This window comes from Lacinutrix sp. C3R15 (assembly GCF_018860825.1).
Lineage (GTDB): Bacteria > Bacteroidota > Bacteroidia > Flavobacteriales > Flavobacteriaceae > Oceanihabitans.
Genome location: NZ_JAHKPZ010000005.1, coordinates 1 through 20,149 on the forward strand (window position 1 = coordinate 1; position 20,149 = coordinate 20,149).

General features: G+C 30.4%; 19 protein-coding genes. 10 read left to right on the plus strand and 9 right to left on the minus strand.

The annotated features are described in order from the left end of the window. Positions 1–529: 529 nt before the first annotated feature. The 7 genes from thrS (at position 530) to KO494_RS02375 (ending at position 6,737) form a co-directional block, all read left to right on the plus strand. Positions 530–2,464, plus strand: a complete 1,935-nt coding sequence (gene thrS, locus KO494_RS02345) for a threonine--tRNA ligase (protein ID WP_215965990.1) — start codon at positions 530–532, stop codon at positions 2,462–2,464. A 69-nt stretch (positions 2,465–2,533) separates the two neighbouring features. Then, positions 2,534–3,049, plus strand: coding sequence for a translation initiation factor IF-3 (infC, locus tag KO494_RS02350; protein WP_303426868.1), 516 nt, complete (start codon positions 2,534–2,536; stop codon positions 3,047–3,049). A 58-nt stretch (positions 3,050–3,107) separates the two neighbouring features. Next, complete coding sequence (gene rpmI / locus KO494_RS02355; RefSeq protein ID WP_133758826.1) at positions 3,108–3,305, plus strand: 50S ribosomal protein L35; 198 nt, start codon at positions 3,108–3,110, stop codon at positions 3,303–3,305. 97 nt (positions 3,306–3,402) lie between these two features. Continuing rightward, positions 3,403–3,747 carry a 50S ribosomal protein L20 gene (rplT, locus tag KO494_RS02360; RefSeq protein WP_215965991.1) on the plus strand — a complete coding sequence of 115 codons (345 nt, stop codon included), beginning with the start codon at positions 3,403–3,405 and terminating at the stop codon, positions 3,745–3,747. 99 nt (positions 3,748–3,846) lie between these two features. Further along, positions 3,847–4,635, plus strand: coding sequence for an HAD family hydrolase (locus tag KO494_RS02365; protein WP_215965992.1), 789 nt, complete (start codon positions 3,847–3,849; stop codon positions 4,633–4,635). Between the two features lie 157 nt (positions 4,636–4,792). Then, positions 4,793–6,235, plus strand: a complete 1,443-nt coding sequence (locus KO494_RS02370; RefSeq protein WP_215965993.1) for a C1 family peptidase — start codon at positions 4,793–4,795, stop codon at positions 6,233–6,235. Between the two features lie 76 nt (positions 6,236–6,311). Continuing rightward, positions 6,312–6,737 (plus strand): hypothetical protein, encoded by a 426-nt coding sequence (locus tag KO494_RS02375; RefSeq protein ID WP_215965994.1) that lies wholly within the window; start codon positions 6,312–6,314, stop codon positions 6,735–6,737. Between the two features lie 99 nt (positions 6,738–6,836). Here the strand turns inward: KO494_RS02375 and KO494_RS02380 are convergent, their stop codons facing one another. Together KO494_RS02380 and KO494_RS02385 are read right to left on the minus strand one after the other, a co-directional pair. Further along, positions 6,837–8,039 (minus strand): cupin domain-containing protein, encoded by a 1,203-nt coding sequence (locus KO494_RS02380; protein ID WP_215965995.1) that lies wholly within the window; start codon positions 8,037–8,039, stop codon positions 6,837–6,839. 27 nt (positions 8,040–8,066) lie between these two features. Further along, positions 8,067–8,279 (minus strand): hypothetical protein, encoded by a 213-nt coding sequence (locus KO494_RS02385; protein ID WP_215965996.1) that lies wholly within the window; start codon positions 8,277–8,279, stop codon positions 8,067–8,069. Between the two features lie 185 nt (positions 8,280–8,464). On the opposite strand from KO494_RS02385, the gene KO494_RS02390 reads away from it, so the two are divergent. From KO494_RS02390 to KO494_RS02400, 3 genes are read left to right on the plus strand one after another with little or no spacing between them, the layout of a single operon-like run. Continuing rightward, complete coding sequence (locus tag KO494_RS02390) at positions 8,465–10,780, plus strand: sel1 repeat family protein (RefSeq protein ID WP_215965997.1); 2,316 nt, start codon at positions 8,465–8,467, stop codon at positions 10,778–10,780. A gap of 30 nt (positions 10,781–10,810) precedes the next feature. Continuing rightward, the gene (locus tag KO494_RS02395; RefSeq protein WP_215965998.1) at positions 10,811–11,986 is read left to right on the plus strand and encodes a CHASE2 domain-containing protein; all 1,176 of its coding nucleotides are present in this window, start codon (positions 10,811–10,813) and stop codon (positions 11,984–11,986) included. After that, positions 11,959–12,759: a hypothetical protein gene (locus KO494_RS02400; protein ID WP_215965999.1), complete on the plus strand. Its 801-nt coding sequence runs from the start codon at positions 11,959–11,961 to the stop codon at positions 12,757–12,759. Before KO494_RS02395 ends, KO494_RS02400 begins: the two co-directional genes overlap by 28 nt. Positions 12,760–12,844: 85 nt before the next feature. Here the strand turns inward: KO494_RS02400 and KO494_RS02405 are convergent, their stop codons facing one another. The 7 genes from KO494_RS02405 to KO494_RS02435 all read right to left on the minus strand — a co-directional run bounded on the left by KO494_RS02405 (position 12,845) and on the right by KO494_RS02435 (position 20,126). Next, on the minus strand, positions 12,845–13,111 hold the full coding sequence (locus KO494_RS02405; RefSeq protein ID WP_215966000.1) for an EF-hand domain-containing protein: 267 nt from the start codon (positions 13,109–13,111) through the stop codon (positions 12,845–12,847). A 91-nt stretch (positions 13,112–13,202) separates the two neighbouring features. Continuing rightward, entirely contained in the window at positions 13,203–14,387 is a 1,185-nt protein-coding gene (locus KO494_RS02410; RefSeq protein WP_368496050.1) for an asparagine synthetase B, read from the minus strand. Positions 14,388–14,635: 248 nt separating this feature from the next. Next, a complete protein-coding gene (locus KO494_RS02415; protein WP_252730253.1) occupies positions 14,636–15,361 on the minus strand; it encodes a sulfotransferase in 726 nt (241 codons plus the stop codon). Continuing rightward, a complete protein-coding gene (locus KO494_RS02420) occupies positions 15,354–16,271 on the minus strand; it encodes an aminotransferase class IV (protein WP_215966002.1) in 918 nt (305 codons plus the stop codon). Before KO494_RS02420 ends, KO494_RS02415 begins: the two co-directional genes overlap by 8 nt. Before the next feature lie 56 nt (positions 16,272–16,327). Beyond that, on the minus strand, positions 16,328–17,341 hold the full coding sequence (locus KO494_RS02425) for an AI-2E family transporter (RefSeq protein WP_215966003.1): 1,014 nt from the start codon (positions 17,339–17,341) through the stop codon (positions 16,328–16,330). A 45-nt stretch (positions 17,342–17,386) separates the two neighbouring features. After that, complete coding sequence (gene dnaB, locus KO494_RS02430) at positions 17,387–18,919, minus strand: replicative DNA helicase (RefSeq protein WP_215966004.1); 1,533 nt, start codon at positions 18,917–18,919, stop codon at positions 17,387–17,389. A gap of 253 nt (positions 18,920–19,172) precedes the next feature. After that, entirely contained in the window at positions 19,173–20,126 is a 954-nt protein-coding gene (locus tag KO494_RS02435) for an acetyl-CoA carboxylase carboxyltransferase subunit alpha (protein ID WP_215966005.1), read from the minus strand. Positions 20,127–20,149 lie beyond the last annotated feature (23 nt).

The window sequence follows — 20,149 nt, forward strand, 5'->3', positions numbered from 1 at the left end:
ATACCTTTTTTATTCTGACAAAGACTTTTTTAATGTTTTTTTAATCTTATTGTAACATGTGGCTTTTAAGAGTTTGTTTCCAGGACTTTATGTGTTGTTTTTTTGTTTATTTTTTTGAGATGGATGGTTTTGCGTTAAGGATAGCAGCGGCATCCTTTTTGTAAAAAAAACTAAAAACCACTGTTATTTAATTGGTAATTGTTTTATAAACAAACGTTTAAACTATAAAACGAATACAAAAAGATATAGCGGATAGCCTGACCTTACTTTACCATATAGTAAAGTAAGGTAACGCCATTAGTATTATAAAAAGAAGTTCCAAACGACTCCGAAGCGAACTGTGAAGATAATTGTATACATATAAATAGAGCACAAAACGGTACTCCTGCCCTACTTATTAATGTAGAAGAAAATAAATTTACATCAATAAAATCTCTTTGTTTATTCTATTTCTGAATTTATCCCTATATATATATTGTGGGTGAATTTTTATACTATTATATTTGTCCCTTATAATTAATATTAAAGAATGATACAGATTACTTTGCCAGATGGGAGTGTAAAAGCGTTTGAAGAGAACTCTACTCCAATGGATGTTGCTAAAAGTATTAGCGAAGGTTTAGCTAGAAATGTTATTTCGGCTAGTTTTAACGGAACAACGATTGAAACTTCAACGGAGTTAACCACAGATGGATCTTTAATTTTATATACCTGGAATAATGACGAAGGTAAAACCGCGTTTTGGCATTCTAGTGCACATGTATTAGCACAAGCTTTAGAAGCGCTTTATCCTGGAATTAAACTTACCATAGGTCCTGCTATTGAAAATGGATTTTATTATGATGTAGATTTTGGTGAACATACTATTTCTGACAAAGATTTTAAATCTATTGAAAGTAAAATGATAGAAATAGCTCGTGGTAAACATGAGTTTAAAATGCGAAACGCAACAAAAGCAGAAGCATTATCATTATATAAGGACAATGAGTATAAGACAGAATTAATAGAAAACCTTGAAGATGGTACTATTACTTTTTGTGATCATGACACCTTTACAGATTTATGTCGTGGCGGACATATACCTAATACCGGAATTATAAAAGCTGTGAAAATTTTATCTGTTGCTGGAGCATATTGGAGAGGTGATGAAAAAAACAAACAACTTACACGTATATATGGTACTTCATTTCCTAAACAAAAAGAGCTTACAGCATATTTAGAATTATTAGAAGAAGCCAAAAAGAGAGACCACAGAAAACTAGGTAAAGAACTAGAACTTTTTACTTTTTCTCAAAGAGTTGGTCAAGGTCTACCTTTATGGTTACCAAAAGGAGCTGCTTTAAGAGAGCGTTTAGAGAACTTCTTAAAAAAGGCACAGAAGAAAGCGGGTTATGAAATGGTTGTTACGCCACATATTGGGCAAAAAGAACTTTACATGACTTCTGGGCATTATGCTAAATATGGAGAAGACAGTTTTCAGCCAATAACCACACCAAAAGAAGGAGAAGAGTTTTTATTAAAACCAATGAACTGTCCGCATCACTGTGAAATATATAACAGCAATCAATGGTCTTATAAAGACTTACCAAAACGTTTTGCAGAATTTGGAACCGTTTATAGATACGAACAAAGTGGTGAATTACATGGTTTAACAAGAGTGAGAGGCTTTACTCAAGATGATGCGCATATATTTTGTACTCCTGACCAACTAGACAAAGAATTTAAAGACGTAATAGATTTAGTATTATATGTATTTGGATCTTTAGGTTTTGAAGACTTTACGGCTCAAGTATCTTTAAGAGACCCTGAAAATCCAGAAAAATATATAGGAAGTGATGAAAATTGGGAGAAAGCAGAAAAAGCAATACTAAATGCAGCAATAGATAAAGGCTTAAATTATGTTGTTGAAACTGGTGAGGCTGCTTTTTATGGTCCTAAATTAGACTTTATGGTAAAAGATGCACTTGGTAGACAATGGCAACTAGGTACTATTCAAGTAGATTACAACCTACCAGAGCGTTTTGAATTAACCTATAAAGGTAGTGATAATGAACTTCACAAACCAGTAATGATTCACAGAGCTCCTTTTGGAAGTATGGAACGTTTTATAGCTATTTTACTAGAGCATACTGCAGGAAATTTCCCTCTTTGGTTGATGCCAGATCAAGTTATTGTACTATCTATTAGTGAGAAATATGAAAAATACGCGAAAAAAGTTTTAAATTTGCTAGAAAATAACGAAATTCGCGCCTTGATAGACAATAGAAATGAAACGATGGGGAAGAAAATAAGGGATGCAGAGATGAAAAAAATTCCTTATATGATTATTGTTGGAGAAAATGAAGAGCAAGAAGGTAAAGTTTCTGTAAGAAAACATGGAGGAGAAGATTTAGGCATGATTAGTGTAGATGCATTCTCAGAAATTGTTGAAACAGAAGTAAACAAGACATTAAAACAATTTTAAAATAATAAGTTTAACTTAAATACAAAAGTCATAGCAATACGTAGAAGAAGATCATCCTCGCCTAGAGTAATAAAAGAGGACCAACACAGAATTAACTCTAAAATTAGAGTCGAAGAAGTTCGACTAGTAGGAGATAATATTGAAGTAGGTGTATACAAAACAAAGCAAGCTTTAGCAATAGCAGACGAACAAGGTTTAGATCTTGTAGAAATCTCTCCTAAGGCCAAACCACCTGTGTGTAAAGTTATGGACTATAAAAAGTTTCTTTATGAACAAAAGAAACGAGATAAAGCTTTAAAATCTAAGGCAACTAAAGTTATTATTAAAGAAATAAGATTTGGTCCGCAAACAGATGACCATGATTATGAATTTAAAAAGAAACATGCTGAAAAGTTTTTAAAAGAAGGAGCTAAATTAAAAGCTTTTGTATTCTTTAAAGGACGTTCAATCATCTTTAAAGAGCAAGGGCAAATATTACTATTAAAACTAGCTCAAGATTTAGAAGAATTTGGTAAAGTAGAACAAATGCCAAGATTAGAGGGTAAACGTATGACTATGTTTATTGCTCCAAAAAAAGGAAAATAAATGCTAAAACAAGTTTAGCATAAAAATAATAAGCGAAATAATTAAACCTAGGAACAAGATGCCTAAAATGAAAACAAAATCAAGTGCCAAAAAGCGTTTTAAGCTTACAGGTACTGGTAAAATTAAAAGAAAGCACGCATTTAAGAGTCATATCTTAACAAAGAAATCTAAAAAGCGTAAGCTTGCGTTAACCCATGATACATTAGTACATAAGGCTGACGAGAACAATGTTAAAGTAATGTTACGTTTAAAGTAACATTGTTTTAATAGGTTAAAACAAATTAATAACCCTGGAGTTAGGCCATATAAAAGTACTTTTAATTAAGTCGCCTACTACAAAAAACAATTAAATTATGCCAAGATCAGTAAATTCAGTAGCAAAGAGAGCCAGAAGAAAAAAGGTTCTTAAGCAAGCAAAAGGTTACTTCGGACGTCGTAAAAACGTTTGGACAGTAGCAAAAAATGCGGTTGACAAAGCGATGCAATACTCGTACAGAGACCGTAGAAATAAAAAGAGAACATTTCGTGCCTTATGGATCACGCGTATTAACGCAGGAGCTAGAGAACACGGATTATCTTATTCTCAATTTATGGGAAAAGTAAAAGCTAATAACATCGAATTAAACCGTAAGGTTTTAGCCGATTTAGCAATGAACAACCCAGATGCTTTTAAAGCAATTGTAGATAAAGTAAAATAAGGCTTTAGCCTAATTAATAACAAATTTCGCTTATAAAAAATCCGATTCTTAATTGAATCGGATTTTTTTTGTTTAATATTGAAGTAAATAAAAAGACCTATGGAAAACGTAAAAATGGTAATCACAGATATGGATGGGACTTTACTTAACTCAAACCATGAAGTAAGTAGCAAGTTTTTTGAAATATTTAAAAAGCTAAAGCAACAAAATATTAAATTTGTAGCTGCAAGTGGTAGACCCTATTATAGCATTACTGAAAAACTAAAATCCATAAAAAATGATATTACTATTGTTGCCGAAAATGGTGGTTTAGTTATTAAAAATGACGAATTACTTGTATCAAATACCCTAAGTACAAAAAATCTTATTCGTTTGATTGAAACAGTAGACACTTTAAAAAACACATTTCCTCTTTATTGCACAAAGCATAAAGTATACATTAAAAGAGCTTCAGAGGAAATGATAGCTATATTTTCTGAGTATTATACAAATTACACCATTATAGATTCTATAGAAGAAATTAAAGACGAGGTCATTAAAATAGCCCTTTATCATCCTTTAAATTCTGAAACAAACATCTACCCTTTTGTTAAACATTTAAGTACAGAATTTAGTGTTGTTGTTTCTGGAAATCACTGGGTAGATATATCTGACAAAATTACTAATAAAGGGCATGCTATACGTTTTCTTCAAAAATATTATAATATAAGTCCTGATGAAACAATGGCATTTGGTGATTACAATAATGATTTTGAAATGTTACAATGTGCTACCTATAGCTATGCTATGGAAAATGCTCATGATAACATTAAAGCTATTGCAAACTATAAAACAAAAAGTAACGATGCTTTTGGTGTAGAAAGCGTTTTAGAACAATTAATATTTTAAAATTAGCAATACAAAATCTCTACTTATATAAAGTTTTTCTAGAAAATCAAGCAATTGTATTTAAGCTATAAATACTAATAAATAAATGAATTGTGTATTAATTATTTTTTATTTAGTTTAGTCCATAGCTATTTATTTAATAATTTAACCAAAACTCATGAAAAAGAACCTAACCATTCTATTCCTTTTTTTTATTACCATCTCTATTTCTGCACAAAACAAACCTAAAACAGGACTATTATTTGATGATGCATCTTACAACAAAACACCTATGAAAGCTAGAAATGTAGCTTTTCAAGATGTTATTAGTGAACAAACAAGTTCCTCTTTAAAAGAGTTTGTTCCAGAAATTAAAAACCAAGGCGGATATGGTACTTGCGTTGGGTGGTCTTCTGCCTATTATGGCAGAACTATCTTAAATGCAAGAAGAAATGACCTTATCACTAAAGAAGATATTAACCAAAACACCTACTCACCAGTTTTCACCTATTTAAATTCAAATATAGATGACGACTATAATTGTCAAGGAGGAGCATACATTAATAGAGCTTTAAAAGTCATGGTAGAAGTTGGCACACCATTGTTTAATGACTATGATGTCATGTGTGATTCTTCTGTACCTGACGAACTGCTTAGCAAGGCTAAAGAAAACAAAATAAAAGATTTTACAAGATTATATAGTGGTGATGAAAGCAATGAAACTAAAATAGAATCTGTAAAAAGATCTTTAGTAAACGGAAACCCTGTAATCATTGGGTTTATGGTAGAAAATGCCTTTTATACTGCCAAAAACGTATTTGAACCAGCTTATACTGAAACAACAGGAGGACATGCTATGTGTGTTATTGGCTATGATGATGAAAAATATGGAGGTTCTTTTGAAATTGTAAATAGTTGGGGAGAACAATGGGGAAACAATGGGTTTATTTGGGTTAGATATGAAGATTTTGCCAATTTAACAAAGTATGCTTTTGAGATGATACCTCAAAAAAAACCAATAAAACAAGAAAAAAATGTGTTGTCTGGTGAATTAGATTTAGAATTATTTGACGGTTCAACAATGGATATAAACTTAGGCTCTGGAGATTACAAAAAGAGTGTTCTTGGTTGGCAAGAAGTGGTTGTTGAAGACGATGTACAAAGTATAGGTGACTACACCACAAAAGAAATTTATCCTTCTGGCACAAAATATAGAATGTATGCAAAAGTAAATAAACCATCTTATGTATATGTATTAGGTGCAGATAGCGAAGGACAAAACGGCATATTATTTCCTCACAAGCAAGATGTTAGTCCGTATATAAATTACGAAAACACTTCTGTTGTTATTCCTGGTGAAAGACATTGGTTTAGACTAAATGGAGATATAGATTCTGATTATTCTATTGTTATTTTTTCTCTTGACAAAATAGATATGGATGATGTAAAAAACAAACTAGATACTATGGAAGGTAATATACTAGACAAGTTGTATGTTATTTTTAATGACAAACTTATAAATAAAGAAGACATCACGCTAAGTGAAGAAAAAATAGGCTTTACATCAGAGTTTACAGAAGGTAGCATTGCATTAATGATTCTTGATATTAAAAGAAGATAATATGCTAAAAACTATAAAATTAGCTTCTTCATCTTTACTGTTTTTATTTTTATGTAGCTGTAAAAGCAATAAAAATATGCATACAGTAGATAAGGCTAATAACAAACCAGAGATAACGGTTATAACAAGTTTATTAAATACTACACCTATAACTGTTTTAGAACAATGCAATGAAATCTCTTTGTATACTATTATACAAAAACCTATAGAAAATTCAGATGGAGAAATGGCTAATAAGCTTGTTTTTCAGAAAAAACTAGATGAAGAAGCAACTAATCTATTTGTTCAAAACTTATTAGATGATACTTCTTATCAATGGAAAAACTATACAGAAAAACTAGCTATTTATCCTACTCTACAATTTGTTGTAAAAAAAGATAATGAATTTCTAAATGTTATTTATGATACTGAGCTTAAACATATAGGCTTTATTAATCTAGAAGGGCAAAATATTATTCCTGCTACTAATACCTTGCATGAAATTATTATGCAATTACAATAAGAATTAAGTAAAAACAAAAAAACATCTATTTAAAATAGATGTTTTTTTTTGTTTAATAATTTAGTATACTCAGTTATTTATAGTCTGAAAATGCAAAGGTTAAAGTGTAAAAACAAGTCCTTCTGTAATTAAATGTTCTAATAGTACTTCTTTACCTTCATCATCTAAATCTGTTTCTAATTCTTTAAAATTAAAACGGTCTTTAGTATACATAATATGAAATGTATTATACACATAATCTGGAAAAGAATGCTCTAAACCATTTGCTTTAATTATAAGTTCTTCGTCAACAACTTCATATTTAATTAATATATTTTTTCTCAAAGAAAAAGTACTATTATAATAATCAATTTTATTTTCATTTAAGCCGTCAATCAATTCTAATTGGCCAACTAATTTGGAAGGTACTTGTTTAATTACTTCATCTTCCATATCATTAATAATAGTATTTAAATCAATATCGTTTTCTAATTGACCAATCAACTTTTTATAAGATTGTATTATTTCATCTTTAAGTTGTTTATCATTAATATAGCCAAAAGGAAGGTATTTTCTAAATTCCACATTATTAGTAGCTGCATTTGCAATACTATTAGAAACTAATTTAAACATTGAAGTTCCCATTAGGCCTAAAGTAATATGTATAGACGAAGTATCTGTTGTTTTTGCATTATGCATAACACCACGAGGAATATAAAGTAACTCGCCTTCTTTTAAAGTAATATTTTGTTTTAAAGTAGGAGTTAAATCCATTTCAGGAGTAAAATTTTGAGGACCTTTTAAAGGTAATTCTACTGGGTTATCATAAATCTCCCATTCTTTAGAACCATGAATTTGCAAAACAATTACATCATGAGAATCATAATGCGTATTAAAACCTTGTTTTTCTTTAGGTGTACAGTATATGTTGGTTTGGTATCTATGTGAAGTTTCTTTAGTTAGATGATCACATAATTCACCTAAAGACATTAAATAATTGTTTAAACCTACTACATTTATAGTTGCGCCTTCTGCATAAAATTTATACAATTTAGGTAAGTTTATACTGTTATCTGGATGTAAATATTCCCGATGTTTAAAATCTATTGAAGTTCCTACAAGTTGAACATCAGGATATTTTACATTTTGTTCATTTAAAAACAAATCGAAAACATTTCTAGTTAGTAATTGATTATAATAACTAGATGTTCTCGATTTGTCTTGTTTAATATGTAAAACTTCTTTTTCAAAATAGTTTGATAAAAAAGTCTCTTTTGCAATTGGATGAATTAACCAATCAAAATATTTATTTTTTTGAGGCATTCTGTGTTTCCTAAAATTACAATACAATTAGCAATCGTCTGAATAAGAAGTAACATCAGAATCTGAATTTGAGCTTGCTGGATCTGCATAAGAATTTGTGTCATTATCACAAGCTACTGTTTCTTCACAACCATAAACAGATGCTACAAGGCCAATAACTGCAAAAGTTTTAGCTACAGATTTACCTGAAACACCCAGGATTGATTTTGATTTTAATTGATTCTTTTTTAATGATTTCATAAAATTTGGTTTGGTTTAATTTTGGTTTATAAATTATTGATTAAAACATTCTTGGTAAATATAAAAAAAAATGTCAAACAATAAAATTGACCAATTGTAATATTTTTTTTGCAGATAATATTATATTTGTTATAGCTATAATGAAATAATTTTCTTAACCAAACCAACCAAAAGTAACCCTAAACATGAAAAAGTTTTCAATACTTCTATTTTTTATATCTTCTGCAGTATACTCTCAAGAAATTAAAATGTGCGGATATCAAGGATACCAAAGTGTAGAAGAAGTAAAAAATGCATGCGCTCAATACGGCTTTATGAGTAATCATGAAGCAGAAGCTGTTGTAGATGATATTTTAGAACAAGTAGGATTGTACCGTAATTTCATGGTTCAAGAGTGTCCTAATATTAACAATGCAATTGCTGCAACAGTACCTTCTGGACTAGGTAGCATGGAAAGATATATACTTTATGATAAAGCGTTTTTTGCAAAAGTAAATAATGAAACAGAAACAGATTGGGGAGCTACAAGTATATTAGCACATGAAATTGGGCATCATTTAAACGGACACACGCTTAAATCTGGTGGTAGTAACCATGAGGTAGAACTGCAAGCAGATGAATTTTCTGGTTTTGTTTTAGCAAAAATGGGAGCTTCTTTAGAAGATACCCAAAAAGCAATTAATGAATTAATTAGTGATACACCTTCTTTAACACATCCTGAAAAAAGTTTAAGACTTGCATCTATAGAAAAAGGTTGGACGAAAGCTTCTGACGGAACAACCACAGAAGCAGTAAGATCTGTAAGCTCTTCATCTTTTAAAACTGCCGAAAAACAATACAGTGAAAAAGAATTTGACAAAGCCCTTTCTAGTTTTAAAACTGCCGCAGAAGAAGGAGTTAGTGACGCTAATTTTTACCTGTCAAATATGTCTGTAATGGGGCTTGGTACTCCTGTTGATAAAGAAAAAGCTTTTTTCTATGCATTAGAAGGTCATAATCAAGGTTCTGTAGCATCGTCCTTTCAGTTAGCAAAATTATATATTGATGGTATTGGTGTAACTGCTAATGAAGAAGAAGCAAAAAAAACATTTACTCAAGGGTTTCAAACCAATTGGTTTACAAAACAATTTGAAAAAACAAAACTACCTATTTATGCTAGCGCTTTAAGTTTTATGTATGAAAATGGTTTAGGTTTTGATAAAAATAATGACCAAGCAGTTTATTGGGTACAAAAAGCAGCAGAATTAGGAGATGTACTTTCACAGTTTAAACTTGCTATGATTTATAAAAATGGATCAGACACAAAAACTCAAAGTTTAGAAAAAGCGGTTTATTGGTTAAAAAAATCTTCTGAAAGTAATTATGCTATCGCACAAAATGAATTGGGTGTTATGTATTTTAATGGTATAGGAGTTTCTAAAAACACTGATAAAGCTGTAGCACTTTTCAAAAATGCAGCAGAACAAGGAAACGCAAATGCACAATTTAATTATGGAAATGCTTTAGAAAATGGAATAAGTGTTTCTAAAAATTTAGAAGAAGCATTTTCGTGGTATGAAAAAGCCGCAAAAAAAGAAAATACAAAAGCACAAAGTAGCTTAGGTATGATGTATTTTAACGGAAATGGTGTTTCTATAGATCTTGAAGAAGCAGAATTTTGGTTTAAAAAAGCTTCAGAAAAAGGAGATGCTACTGCCCAAAGTGGTTTAGGTTATATGTATGAAACTGGTACTGGTTTAGATAAAAACATTGAACTAGCTTATACTTTATATGAACAAGCAGCAAAAAAAGGAGATGCACACGCTCAAAATAACTTAGCACAATTTTATGAAAACGGTATTGGTGTTTCTAAAAATCCAGCACTAGCTGCAGAATTATATGAAAAAGCTGCTTTACAAAATTATACAGAAGCTCAAACAAACATAGGAAGAATGTACCACTATGGCATTGGCGTTAATACCAATAAAAAACAAGCCATCTATTGGTATATTAAAGCAGAAGAAAAAGGAGATAAAAATGCACAATACCTGCTTGGCGAAATGTATTCTGTAGAAGCAGGACCAATGTTAAATTATCAAACTGCGCTTGAATATTATTTTAAGGCAGCAAAACAAAACCATCCTGCAGCTCATTATAGAATAGGTACCATTTACCTTCAAGGTGATGGTGTAGAAACAGATATAAAGAAAGTAATAAATTGGTATATGAGTGGTGCCGAATTAGAAGATGTAAATTGTCAATATACACTTGGTTACATGTTTCAAGAAGGAGACGATGTAAAAAGAAATTACGAAAAAGCCCTACTGTATTTTAAACAAGCTTCTAACCAAGGGCATAAAGAAAGCCAATCGTATTTAGGAAATCTTTTTGAACGCGGAAAAGGTACAGAAAAAAGTAAAAAACAAGCCGTGTATTGGTACAGAAAAGCAGGTATGCAAGGAGATGAATTTGCTTTAAAAAGATTAAAAAAAATGAATCAACCTTTAAACGTTAAAAATTAATCATTTTTATCTGAACCTAAATTTATTATTTTGAATACAAGAAAACTATTATACAAAGATGCTTTCTTTTGTATGTTATTCTCCTTTTTCATACTTTTTATAGTTTCATTTATTGTGGTTAATATGTCTATTTTTAACCCGTTTGCTAATGCCTTTAAAGATTTTAGCTTTTTAGATCTTTATTACTCTGAAAAATTAGGAGATCAAGCCAATATTAATACCGATATTATTATTGTAAATATTGAACATTTAGATCGTTTTGAACTACAGGAGCTATTACATAACATTCAAAAAAACAACCCAAAGGTTATTGGTGTAGATGCTATTTTTAAACAACAAAAAGATGTTTTTGTAGACTCATTACTGGCTACAGAATTAAATAAAGAAAATGTTATAAATTCTTATGCTTTTTACAATGATGTTATTACCAGAAACCACAGTTCTATAACCAATACAACAAGTCTTCATGGTTATTCTAATTTAAATTTTGATAAACAAAACAATGTAATTAGAAACTATCAAGGCATTAAAAAATTAAACGATACCACATATAAATCTTTTGCTGCTGTTGTAGCTCAACAATACTTAGGAGATAAATGGAATTCTAAACTAGATAAAAAATTACAAAAAGAAATTCCTATAAAATACTATGGTGATTATAATAAATATCTTACCTATAGCTATACAGAAATTATAGAAGCTAAAAATATTGATGCCATTAAAAATGCTATCGTTTTACTTGGCTATGTAGGCAAACCTCTAGGAAATATTTATGATATTGAAGACAAACATTTTACGCCTTTAAACAGCAGACCAATTGGCAAAAGTGCTCCAGACATGTTTGGTATTATCATTCAAGCAAACATTATACAAATGCTCATTAATAACGAGTTTATTTATTTAGTACCCAAATTTATAATTGGCCTTATAACCGTTATAATTACCTTTTTTGCTTTAGTGTACTTTATTGCTAAAAGTGTAACACAAGCAGCAAAATACATGATCTTAAAAAAGGTGACTCAGTTACTTTTTACTATTGTTTTTATTTGGATCTCTTTATATTTAATGAAGAAAAACATCTATTTTAAAGCTGCTCCCATTATTGCAGTCATGTTGTTAAGTGTAGAGTTTATTGGCTTATATAAATTATTAACAAATTATTTAAACAAAAAATATTCATGGAAAAGTTACTTTTTTCAAGACTAATTGTACTCTCAATTAGCCTAATCTCTTTTATTAGTTACTCACAAGAAACATATTGTGTATTTAAAAGTGTTGGTAATCCTTTATTAAATAGTACAAAAAGCATAAAAAAAGGTAGCGTACTCAAAACAAATGACATACTAAACTTAAAAACAAATGATACTTTATTAATTGTAGATAATAAAGGAAACTTGTATCAATTACCAAATAAAGATTCTAATAAAAAGGAATACGCAATTAAAGAAATTAGTAACTACAAAACCACAAAAGAGGTTTCGTCTTTTTCAAAAAAATACTTGTCTTATGTTTGGAATCAATTTTCTAAAAAAGACAATACCAAAGAACACACAGGAGTAGTTTACCGAAGTAATTTAGACACTTTAATGCTAAATCCTACAGATAGTATTAATATTTATCTTCCGGAAATAGAGTTTTCATGGACACCTAATAACAATAATGAACCTACGTATTTTTTATTGCAAGAAAAAGGAGATTATGATTATATCAATAAAATAGGAGTTACAGGAAATAACTTGGTATTATTTGTAGATAAAAAAGTACTTGTTCCTGGTAAAGAATATCTTTGGGCTATTTCTAATAGCAAGTACCCTAATCTTAATGCTATAGAATTTCATAACTTTAAGTTATTAGACAAGAATACTTTTAATGTAGAAAAATCTAAACTTGAACACTTAATTACAGACCTTAAAAATTTAGGCTTATCTAAGCAAGAAATTAAAAATATCTTATGTAAAGATTATAAACTATGTTATTAAACCGGTTTTATATATTAGTAATACAACTTATAATTACACCTAAAAAAACCGATTCATTTAAGCATCGGTTTTTTTATTTACTCGCTTAAGCAATTTCATCAATTGCTAATTTAAACTCTTGCCAACTAATAAGACCATCGCCATCTTTATCATATCCTTCAATAAGTTTGGAAGATACTAAACCACGAATAAATCCGTTAATTTCTGCTTCTTTAAGTAATTTAACGATTTCGCTTTTTGAAAGTTTACCATCACTATCTTTATCAAAGAAAGCAAATGCTTCTTCTGGTGTATTAAAGTTGTTGGTTATTAATTTTTGAATTTTGTTTAATATAATTTCCTTGGTTGCCATAATCTATGGTTTTATAGTTTTCTTAATTTATGAAATTTTGTTTGAATTCTTATAAATGAAATTTGCGAAAAAAATAAAATATATTTCACCTTTAAGTTTTTTGTTTCTTCTTTTTAGCGGCAGGAAATAATACATTGTTAAGTATTAATCTATAACCTGGTGAAGTTGGGTGTAAATCTAATTCTGTTTTTGGGTCTCCTACTCGATGTGTATAATCTTCTGGATCATGACCTCCATAAAAAGTAAAGAAACCTTTTCCTTTTATACCGTGAATGTATTTTGCTTCGCCATTGGTTTTATTTTCTCCCATTACTAACACATTACTTTTAATTTCTTCGCGTGTAAAAGAGGTGGTTTGCCCCATAAAACCTTTAACTAATGCAGTATGATTTTGACATAACATGGTTGGTATAGGATCCCATTTTGCAGAATAATCCATAAGTGTAAAATAATCTACGGTTTTAGCTATTTTTCTTTTTTGCGTCATATCAATACTAGAAAACTCATACACATTAGGGCTTTGTTCTAGCGTAAAATCTGTAAAAGCAAAGGTTTTACTATAGTCTATTTTATTCTGGTAATTGGCATCACTACCATCACCATCAAACATAGGTTCGCAAATATCTATGCCTTGGGCAGAAAGCGCTATATCAAAACTATCTGTTGCGCTACACATAGCAAACATAAATCCGCCACCAATTACATAATCTCTAATTTTTAAGGAAACCGCTAATTTTTCTTGCGAGACCTTATCATAACCTAGTTTTGTTGCCAAGGCTTCTGCTTCCTTTTTTTCTTCAATATACCAAGATGCAGTTCTGTAGGCTCTATAAAATTTACCGTATTGACCAGTAAAATCCTCATGGTGTAAGTGTAACCAATCATATAATAAAAGAGCATCATTCAATACTTCTTCATCATAAATGGTTTCATAAGGAATTTCGGCATAACTTAAAACCATAGTTACTGCGTCATCCCAAGGTAATTTTCCTTTTGGTGTATATACTGCAATTTTAGGTGCTTTTTCTAAAACTACAGCTTCCATATTTTTACTAGGACTACTAATTTCTTCTAGAATACTCTCGGTTTTGGCGTTAGATAGAATTTCGAAAGAAACCCCTCTAATCTGGCATTCTTTTTGAATTTCAATAGAATCTGGCAATAAAAAAGAACCGCCTCTATAATTAAGTAACCATTTTACCTTTAGCTGTTTTTCTAGCGTCCAATACGTAATTCCGTAAGCTTTTAAATGGTTTTTTTGCGTTTCTGCATCCATAGGAATTAGGATGTAAGACGCATACGTTTGCGTTACAAAAAGTATAAGTAATAGTGTTATTAGTTTTTTCAAAATATTGCTGTGTGCTTTTTGTATTATAGGTTCTAGATACTATTTTTTATCTCTTAAAATCACTCGTATTAAAATATTATTAGCTTTCAATCTTTAATATCTTTGTTCAAGTATTTTTTTTCTTAGCAAGAAAGGTACTTAAAAATTATTCTGATTAAAACTGCATTAGCACAATTTTAACCAATTGCATATTTAAGAAGCTTATTATAATGTGGTTGACATTGTTTTAATAATGGTTTTAAATGTTCTGGAAAAGTTTCGGTTTTTGGTTTATAAGGCAAATATCCTGTTGACTTATGGATATTTGCATACCAATATTTTGCCCAAACACCATCTTCTGGCCTTGCTCCTGCTTGCCAGTCTAGCATATTTTCTTCAAAAGGAATACCTATAAAACTACAAAGTTCTTTTAATACTTTTTTTGGATTTAACAATACTCGTTTAGAATCTAAAACAATAGGCTTAATATTATTTGCTTCCAAATAGTTTAATAATTGGGAGTGTTTAGCATAACCAACATCTTCAATAGTTGGGTTTTTTATCACTTTATCAAAAGACGGAAGCATTTCTACTGGATCACGAGTTAGTATTACATTATACACATCTTTCATAAAATCTTTATTTAAATGCAATATATGATGTGTCATATTTTTAAAAAACAAAACTGGTTTTTCTGTATTTGTCATCATACTTTCTATCACCTTAGTACCATCATGCTCTAGGGTATTTAAAATATCCTGGGTTCCTGGATGGTATTCTTTTGCTTCTGTATTACTTAAATAATGCGCATATAAAGGCTCATCAAACACTTTAGTATCTTGTCTTTGTGCAAAACTATACATTAAAGTGGTAGATATATTTCGTGGTCCAGACCACAAACAAATACGTTTACTATTAGCCATTTAAAACTGCTTTATCGATTAAGTCATGATATAAACCACTTAATTTTCTTGTAAAATCACCAAAAGGTTTATCTCCTATTTTTCTGCCATCAATCTTGGTTACAGGAGTTAAACCACCAAAGGTTCCGGTTACAAAAGCTTCATCTGCACCATATACATCAAATAAAGAAAAATCTTTTTGGTGACACACTATATTATTTAATTTACAAGCTTCAATTACTTTGGCACGAGTAATACCATTCATACAGTATTGCCCTGTAGAAGTATATACTTCATTGTTTTTTACTATAAAGAAATTGGTGGCATTGCAAGTTGCAACAAAACCGTTAACATCTAGCATTAGGGCTTCATCTGCTCCTGCTTCAATAGCTTGAATTAGTGCTTGTACTTCATGTAATTTACTGTGACAATTTAATCTAGGATCTAAATAATCTGGAGAACCACGACGAATAGTACTTGTAAATAAGGTGATCCCTTTTTCTTTACTTTCTGGAGAAGCTTTTTTGTATTCTGGTAAAATAACCACATTAGGTCCAGAAATTGTAAGCCTAGGATCTTGTGATGGTGTTTTTTTAATACCTCTAGTAATCATTATTCTAACATGCACATCGTCTTGCATATTATTAATGTTTAAGGTTTTCCATACTTCTGCTACTAACTCTTCTTTTGTAAAAGGAAATTGCATACCAACAGTAGCAGCAGACTGCCACAATCTATCTAAATGATCTTTAAGAAAAACAAGAACGCCTTTGTGTAAACGCAGTGCTTCCCATATACCATCTCCTACAAGATAACCACTATCTAAAACAGAAATCTTAGCATTTTCACGAGTAAAAAAATCGCCATTAATATAAATTTTAATGTCTTTATTTCTGCTGTCTTCAACAGCATTATGTGTACCATGTACCATTTACTTATTATCTTTAAATTTAGAAAAGAAAGATAATAAAAAACGTGTGAATTCATCTAAGAAATTAAATCTGATATTTTCTTAGTACTAGGAAACTGCTCAAAAATAATTTTAATAAATACTGTAATTGGAATTGCCATAATAAGCCCTGGAATTCCCCAAAGAAAACCCCAAAACATAAGCATTATTAAAACTGTAATAATATTTATAGAAAAAGATTTCCCCATAAATATTGGTTCTAAAATAGCACCAAATAAAACTTGAACTCCTGTAATTGCAAGCACAAAGAAAAACAAAGTACTTGTAGGTTCTAACTCTACAAAAGCAAAAATAGAAAGCGCTATTACAGCTATAAAAGAGCCTACCATTTGCACAAAGTTAATTACAAAAGCAAAAAGGCCCCAGAAAATAGGAAAACTAACATCAAAAAAGTAACAAGCCAAACCTGTACCAACACCTGTTAAAAAACTAACTAAAAACTTTACCTTAATAAAGGTATTTAGCTCTTTTTGTATTTTACCATAAGTACGTAAAGAGGTGTGTTTTTGTTTTAAGATTATTTTATTTAAAACGTCCTGCATATTAATAGACTCTGCCAATAAGAGCACTACAAAAAAAGCAGTCATAAGTAACATGGTTAAAAATTGTCTTAAGAAACCTACAGTAGTACCAATGTTTTCTTTTTTAACAAATTGAGATATGAGGCTTTTATCTTTTTCTAGAACCAAACCAAAAGTGTTTTCTAAATATAGTGTAGCATCGTTTATTTTCACTTCTGCTTTATCAAAAAAGGCAGTATCACTAGCCATGATTTGTTTACTAGATAATTTAATGAGCTCTACGCCTACTTTTAAGCCTATACCTATTAATAAAACTACGATAAGAATACTTACAATTTTTGGCACTTTACGTTTGCTTAACCAACGCATTAATGGTAAAAATAACAGTGCAATAAACATAGCAAACACCAACGGAATAAATATAAAAGACAATACTTTTAATAGATAAAACACTATTGGTATTACTATAACTAATAATAGTATGTTAGTAGTTCTGCGTTCGTTTAACATTGTAGGTTTTCATTTTTAGTATTAGATCTGCTTTTATTTACTGGTTTAAAATGGTACATCATTATCAAATTCTTCTGGAGCACCAAAAGCATCATTTGGTGATGGAAAATGTTCGGTTTTAAAAGAATCATCATTTGCGGCAGCATTCATTTTAGAATGAAACTCAAAAGGCGAATCAAAATCATCAAGGTTATCAAACTTACCTAAATGCCCAATAAACTTTAAACGAATATTTTCTAGTCCACCATTTCTATGTTTTGCAATAATAAATTCTGCTTGACCTTCTGTTGGTGAGCGTTCTTCATCATCCCATTCATCAATTTTATAATATTCTGGTCTATAAATAAAACTTACAATATCGGCATCTTGCTCAATTGCACCAGATTCACGTAAATCTGACAGTAAAGGTCTTTTACTACCTCCACGCGTTTCTACAGCACGTGATAATTGTGACAGTGCAATTACTGGCACCATTAATTCTTTTGCTAATGCTTTTAAGTTTCTAGAAATCATCGAGATTTCTTGTTCACGGTTTCCACCATGGCTTGGTCCACCTGTCATTAACTGCAAGTAATCAATCATGATAAGTTTAATACCATGTTGAGATGCTAGACGTCTTGCTTTTGCACGTAAATCAAAAATAGAAAGTGATGGTGTATCATCAATAAACAAAGGTGCTTTTTCAAGACTTTTTACTTTCACGTTTAGTTGTTCCCATTCGTGTTTTTCAAGTTTACCTGTTCTTAATTTTTCTGAAGATAAACCCGTTTCACTAGAAATTAAACGTGTTATTAACTGTACAGAAGCCATCTCTAAAGAAAAGAAAGCTACTGGTACATTTTGGTCTACAGCAATATTTCTAGCCATAGATAAGGTTAAAGCTGTTTTACCCATACCAGGACGAGCAGCAACAATAATTAAATCGGAAGGTTGCCAACCAGAAGTTAATTTATCTAACTTATTAAAACCTGTAGCAATACCACTTAGTCCTTCTTGATTAGATATTTCTTCAATTTTCTTCTTTGCCTGGATTACTAAATCTTGTGCTGTTTCACTCGATTTTTTGATATTTCCTTGGGTAACTTCGTATAGTTTAGATTCTGCGCTATCTAATAAATCAAAAACATCTTGTGTTTCATCATAGGCATCTTCAATAATTTCTGAAGATATTTTTATTAAACTACGCTGAATATACTTTTGTAAAATAATACGTGCATGAAACTCTATATGTGCTGAAGAGGATACTTTTTGCGTAAGCGAAATCAAGTAAAAATCACCACCTGAAACATCTAATTTTTGACTTTTCTTTAACTGGCTTGAAACGGTTAACAAGTCAATAGGCTCACTATTTTCAAACAGTTGAAAAATAGCTTCAAAAATATGTTGGTGAGCTTCTTTATAAAAAGCATCAGGACTTAAAATATCAATTACTTCATCTACACCTTTTTTATCTATCATCATAGCACCAAGAACCACCTCTTCTAATTCAAGAGCCTGCGGAGGTATCTTTCCTTTTTCAAGGTTAATAATGGTACTTTTATCGACTGGATAGCCTTTTATTGGGTTAGGTTGTTTCATTTAATTGATAGCTTTTTTTGTAAGGTTAGCTGTAGTTTGTATTATTAAGCTACAACTGCATTTAATATTTTCGGCTTATTTTAATATGGCGAAAGTAAATAATTGTTGAGATAATTACACTTATAAAGATAGTTCAATCTCCACAGGTAGTCAACATTTTAACTGTTAATAAATAAAAAATATTGTTAATAAGCATAAAAAAAACTGAAGCGTAAAACTTCAGATTTTTTTTATCAAGTGGTTTTAATAAGAACTAGCCTTTATACACTCCCATATTTGCGTACTTTCCCATACGTTGATCTACTAAATCTTTTGGTGATAAGTTTTTAAGCTCTTCAAAAGTTTTAAGAATTGCAGCACTTACAGTAGCGAACGTTTTTTCTCTATCTTGATGTGCACCACCAAGCGGTTCTTTAATAATTTCATCTACAATTTTAAGTTTTTTCATATCTGTAGCTGTAAGCTTTAAAGCATCTGCTGCTTGTTCTTTGTACTCCCAGCTTCTCCATAAAATAGAAGAACAAGATTCTGGAGAAATTACAGAGTACCATGTGTTTTCTAACATAAGTACTTTATCTCCTACACCAATACCTAATGCACCTCCAGAGGCTCCTTCACCAATAACAATAGTAATAATTGGCACTTTAAGTCTTGTCATTTCAAGAATGTTTCTGGCAATAGCTTCACCTTGCCCACGTTCTTCGGCTTCTAAACCAGGATATGCTCCAGGAGTATCTAACAACGTAACTACAGGAATACCAAATTTTTCGGCAGATTTCATTAAGCGCAATGCTTTTCTGTATCCTTCAGGGTTTGCCATTCCAAAGTTTCTGTATTGTCTTGTTTTTGTATTGTACCCTTTTTGTTGCCCAATAAACATAAAACTTTGGTCACCAATTTTACCAAGACCACCAATCATTGCTTTATCATCTTTAAAGGTTCTGTCTCCATGAAGCTCTAAAAAAGATTCTCCACAAAGTGCTTTAATATAATCTAAAGTATATGGTCTATTAGGATGACGTGACATTTGTACACGCTGCCATGGTGTTAAGTTTTTGTATATATCTTTTTTGGTAGCTAAAAGTTTCTTTTCAATTTGCTTACAAGTTTCAGTAACATCTACTTCGCTTTCTGTACCAATAATTTGGCATTTTTGCAATTGATCTTCTAGCTCTTTTATAGGTAGTTCAAATTCTAAATATTCCATTTTTGAATTTAAGTTTAATTAAT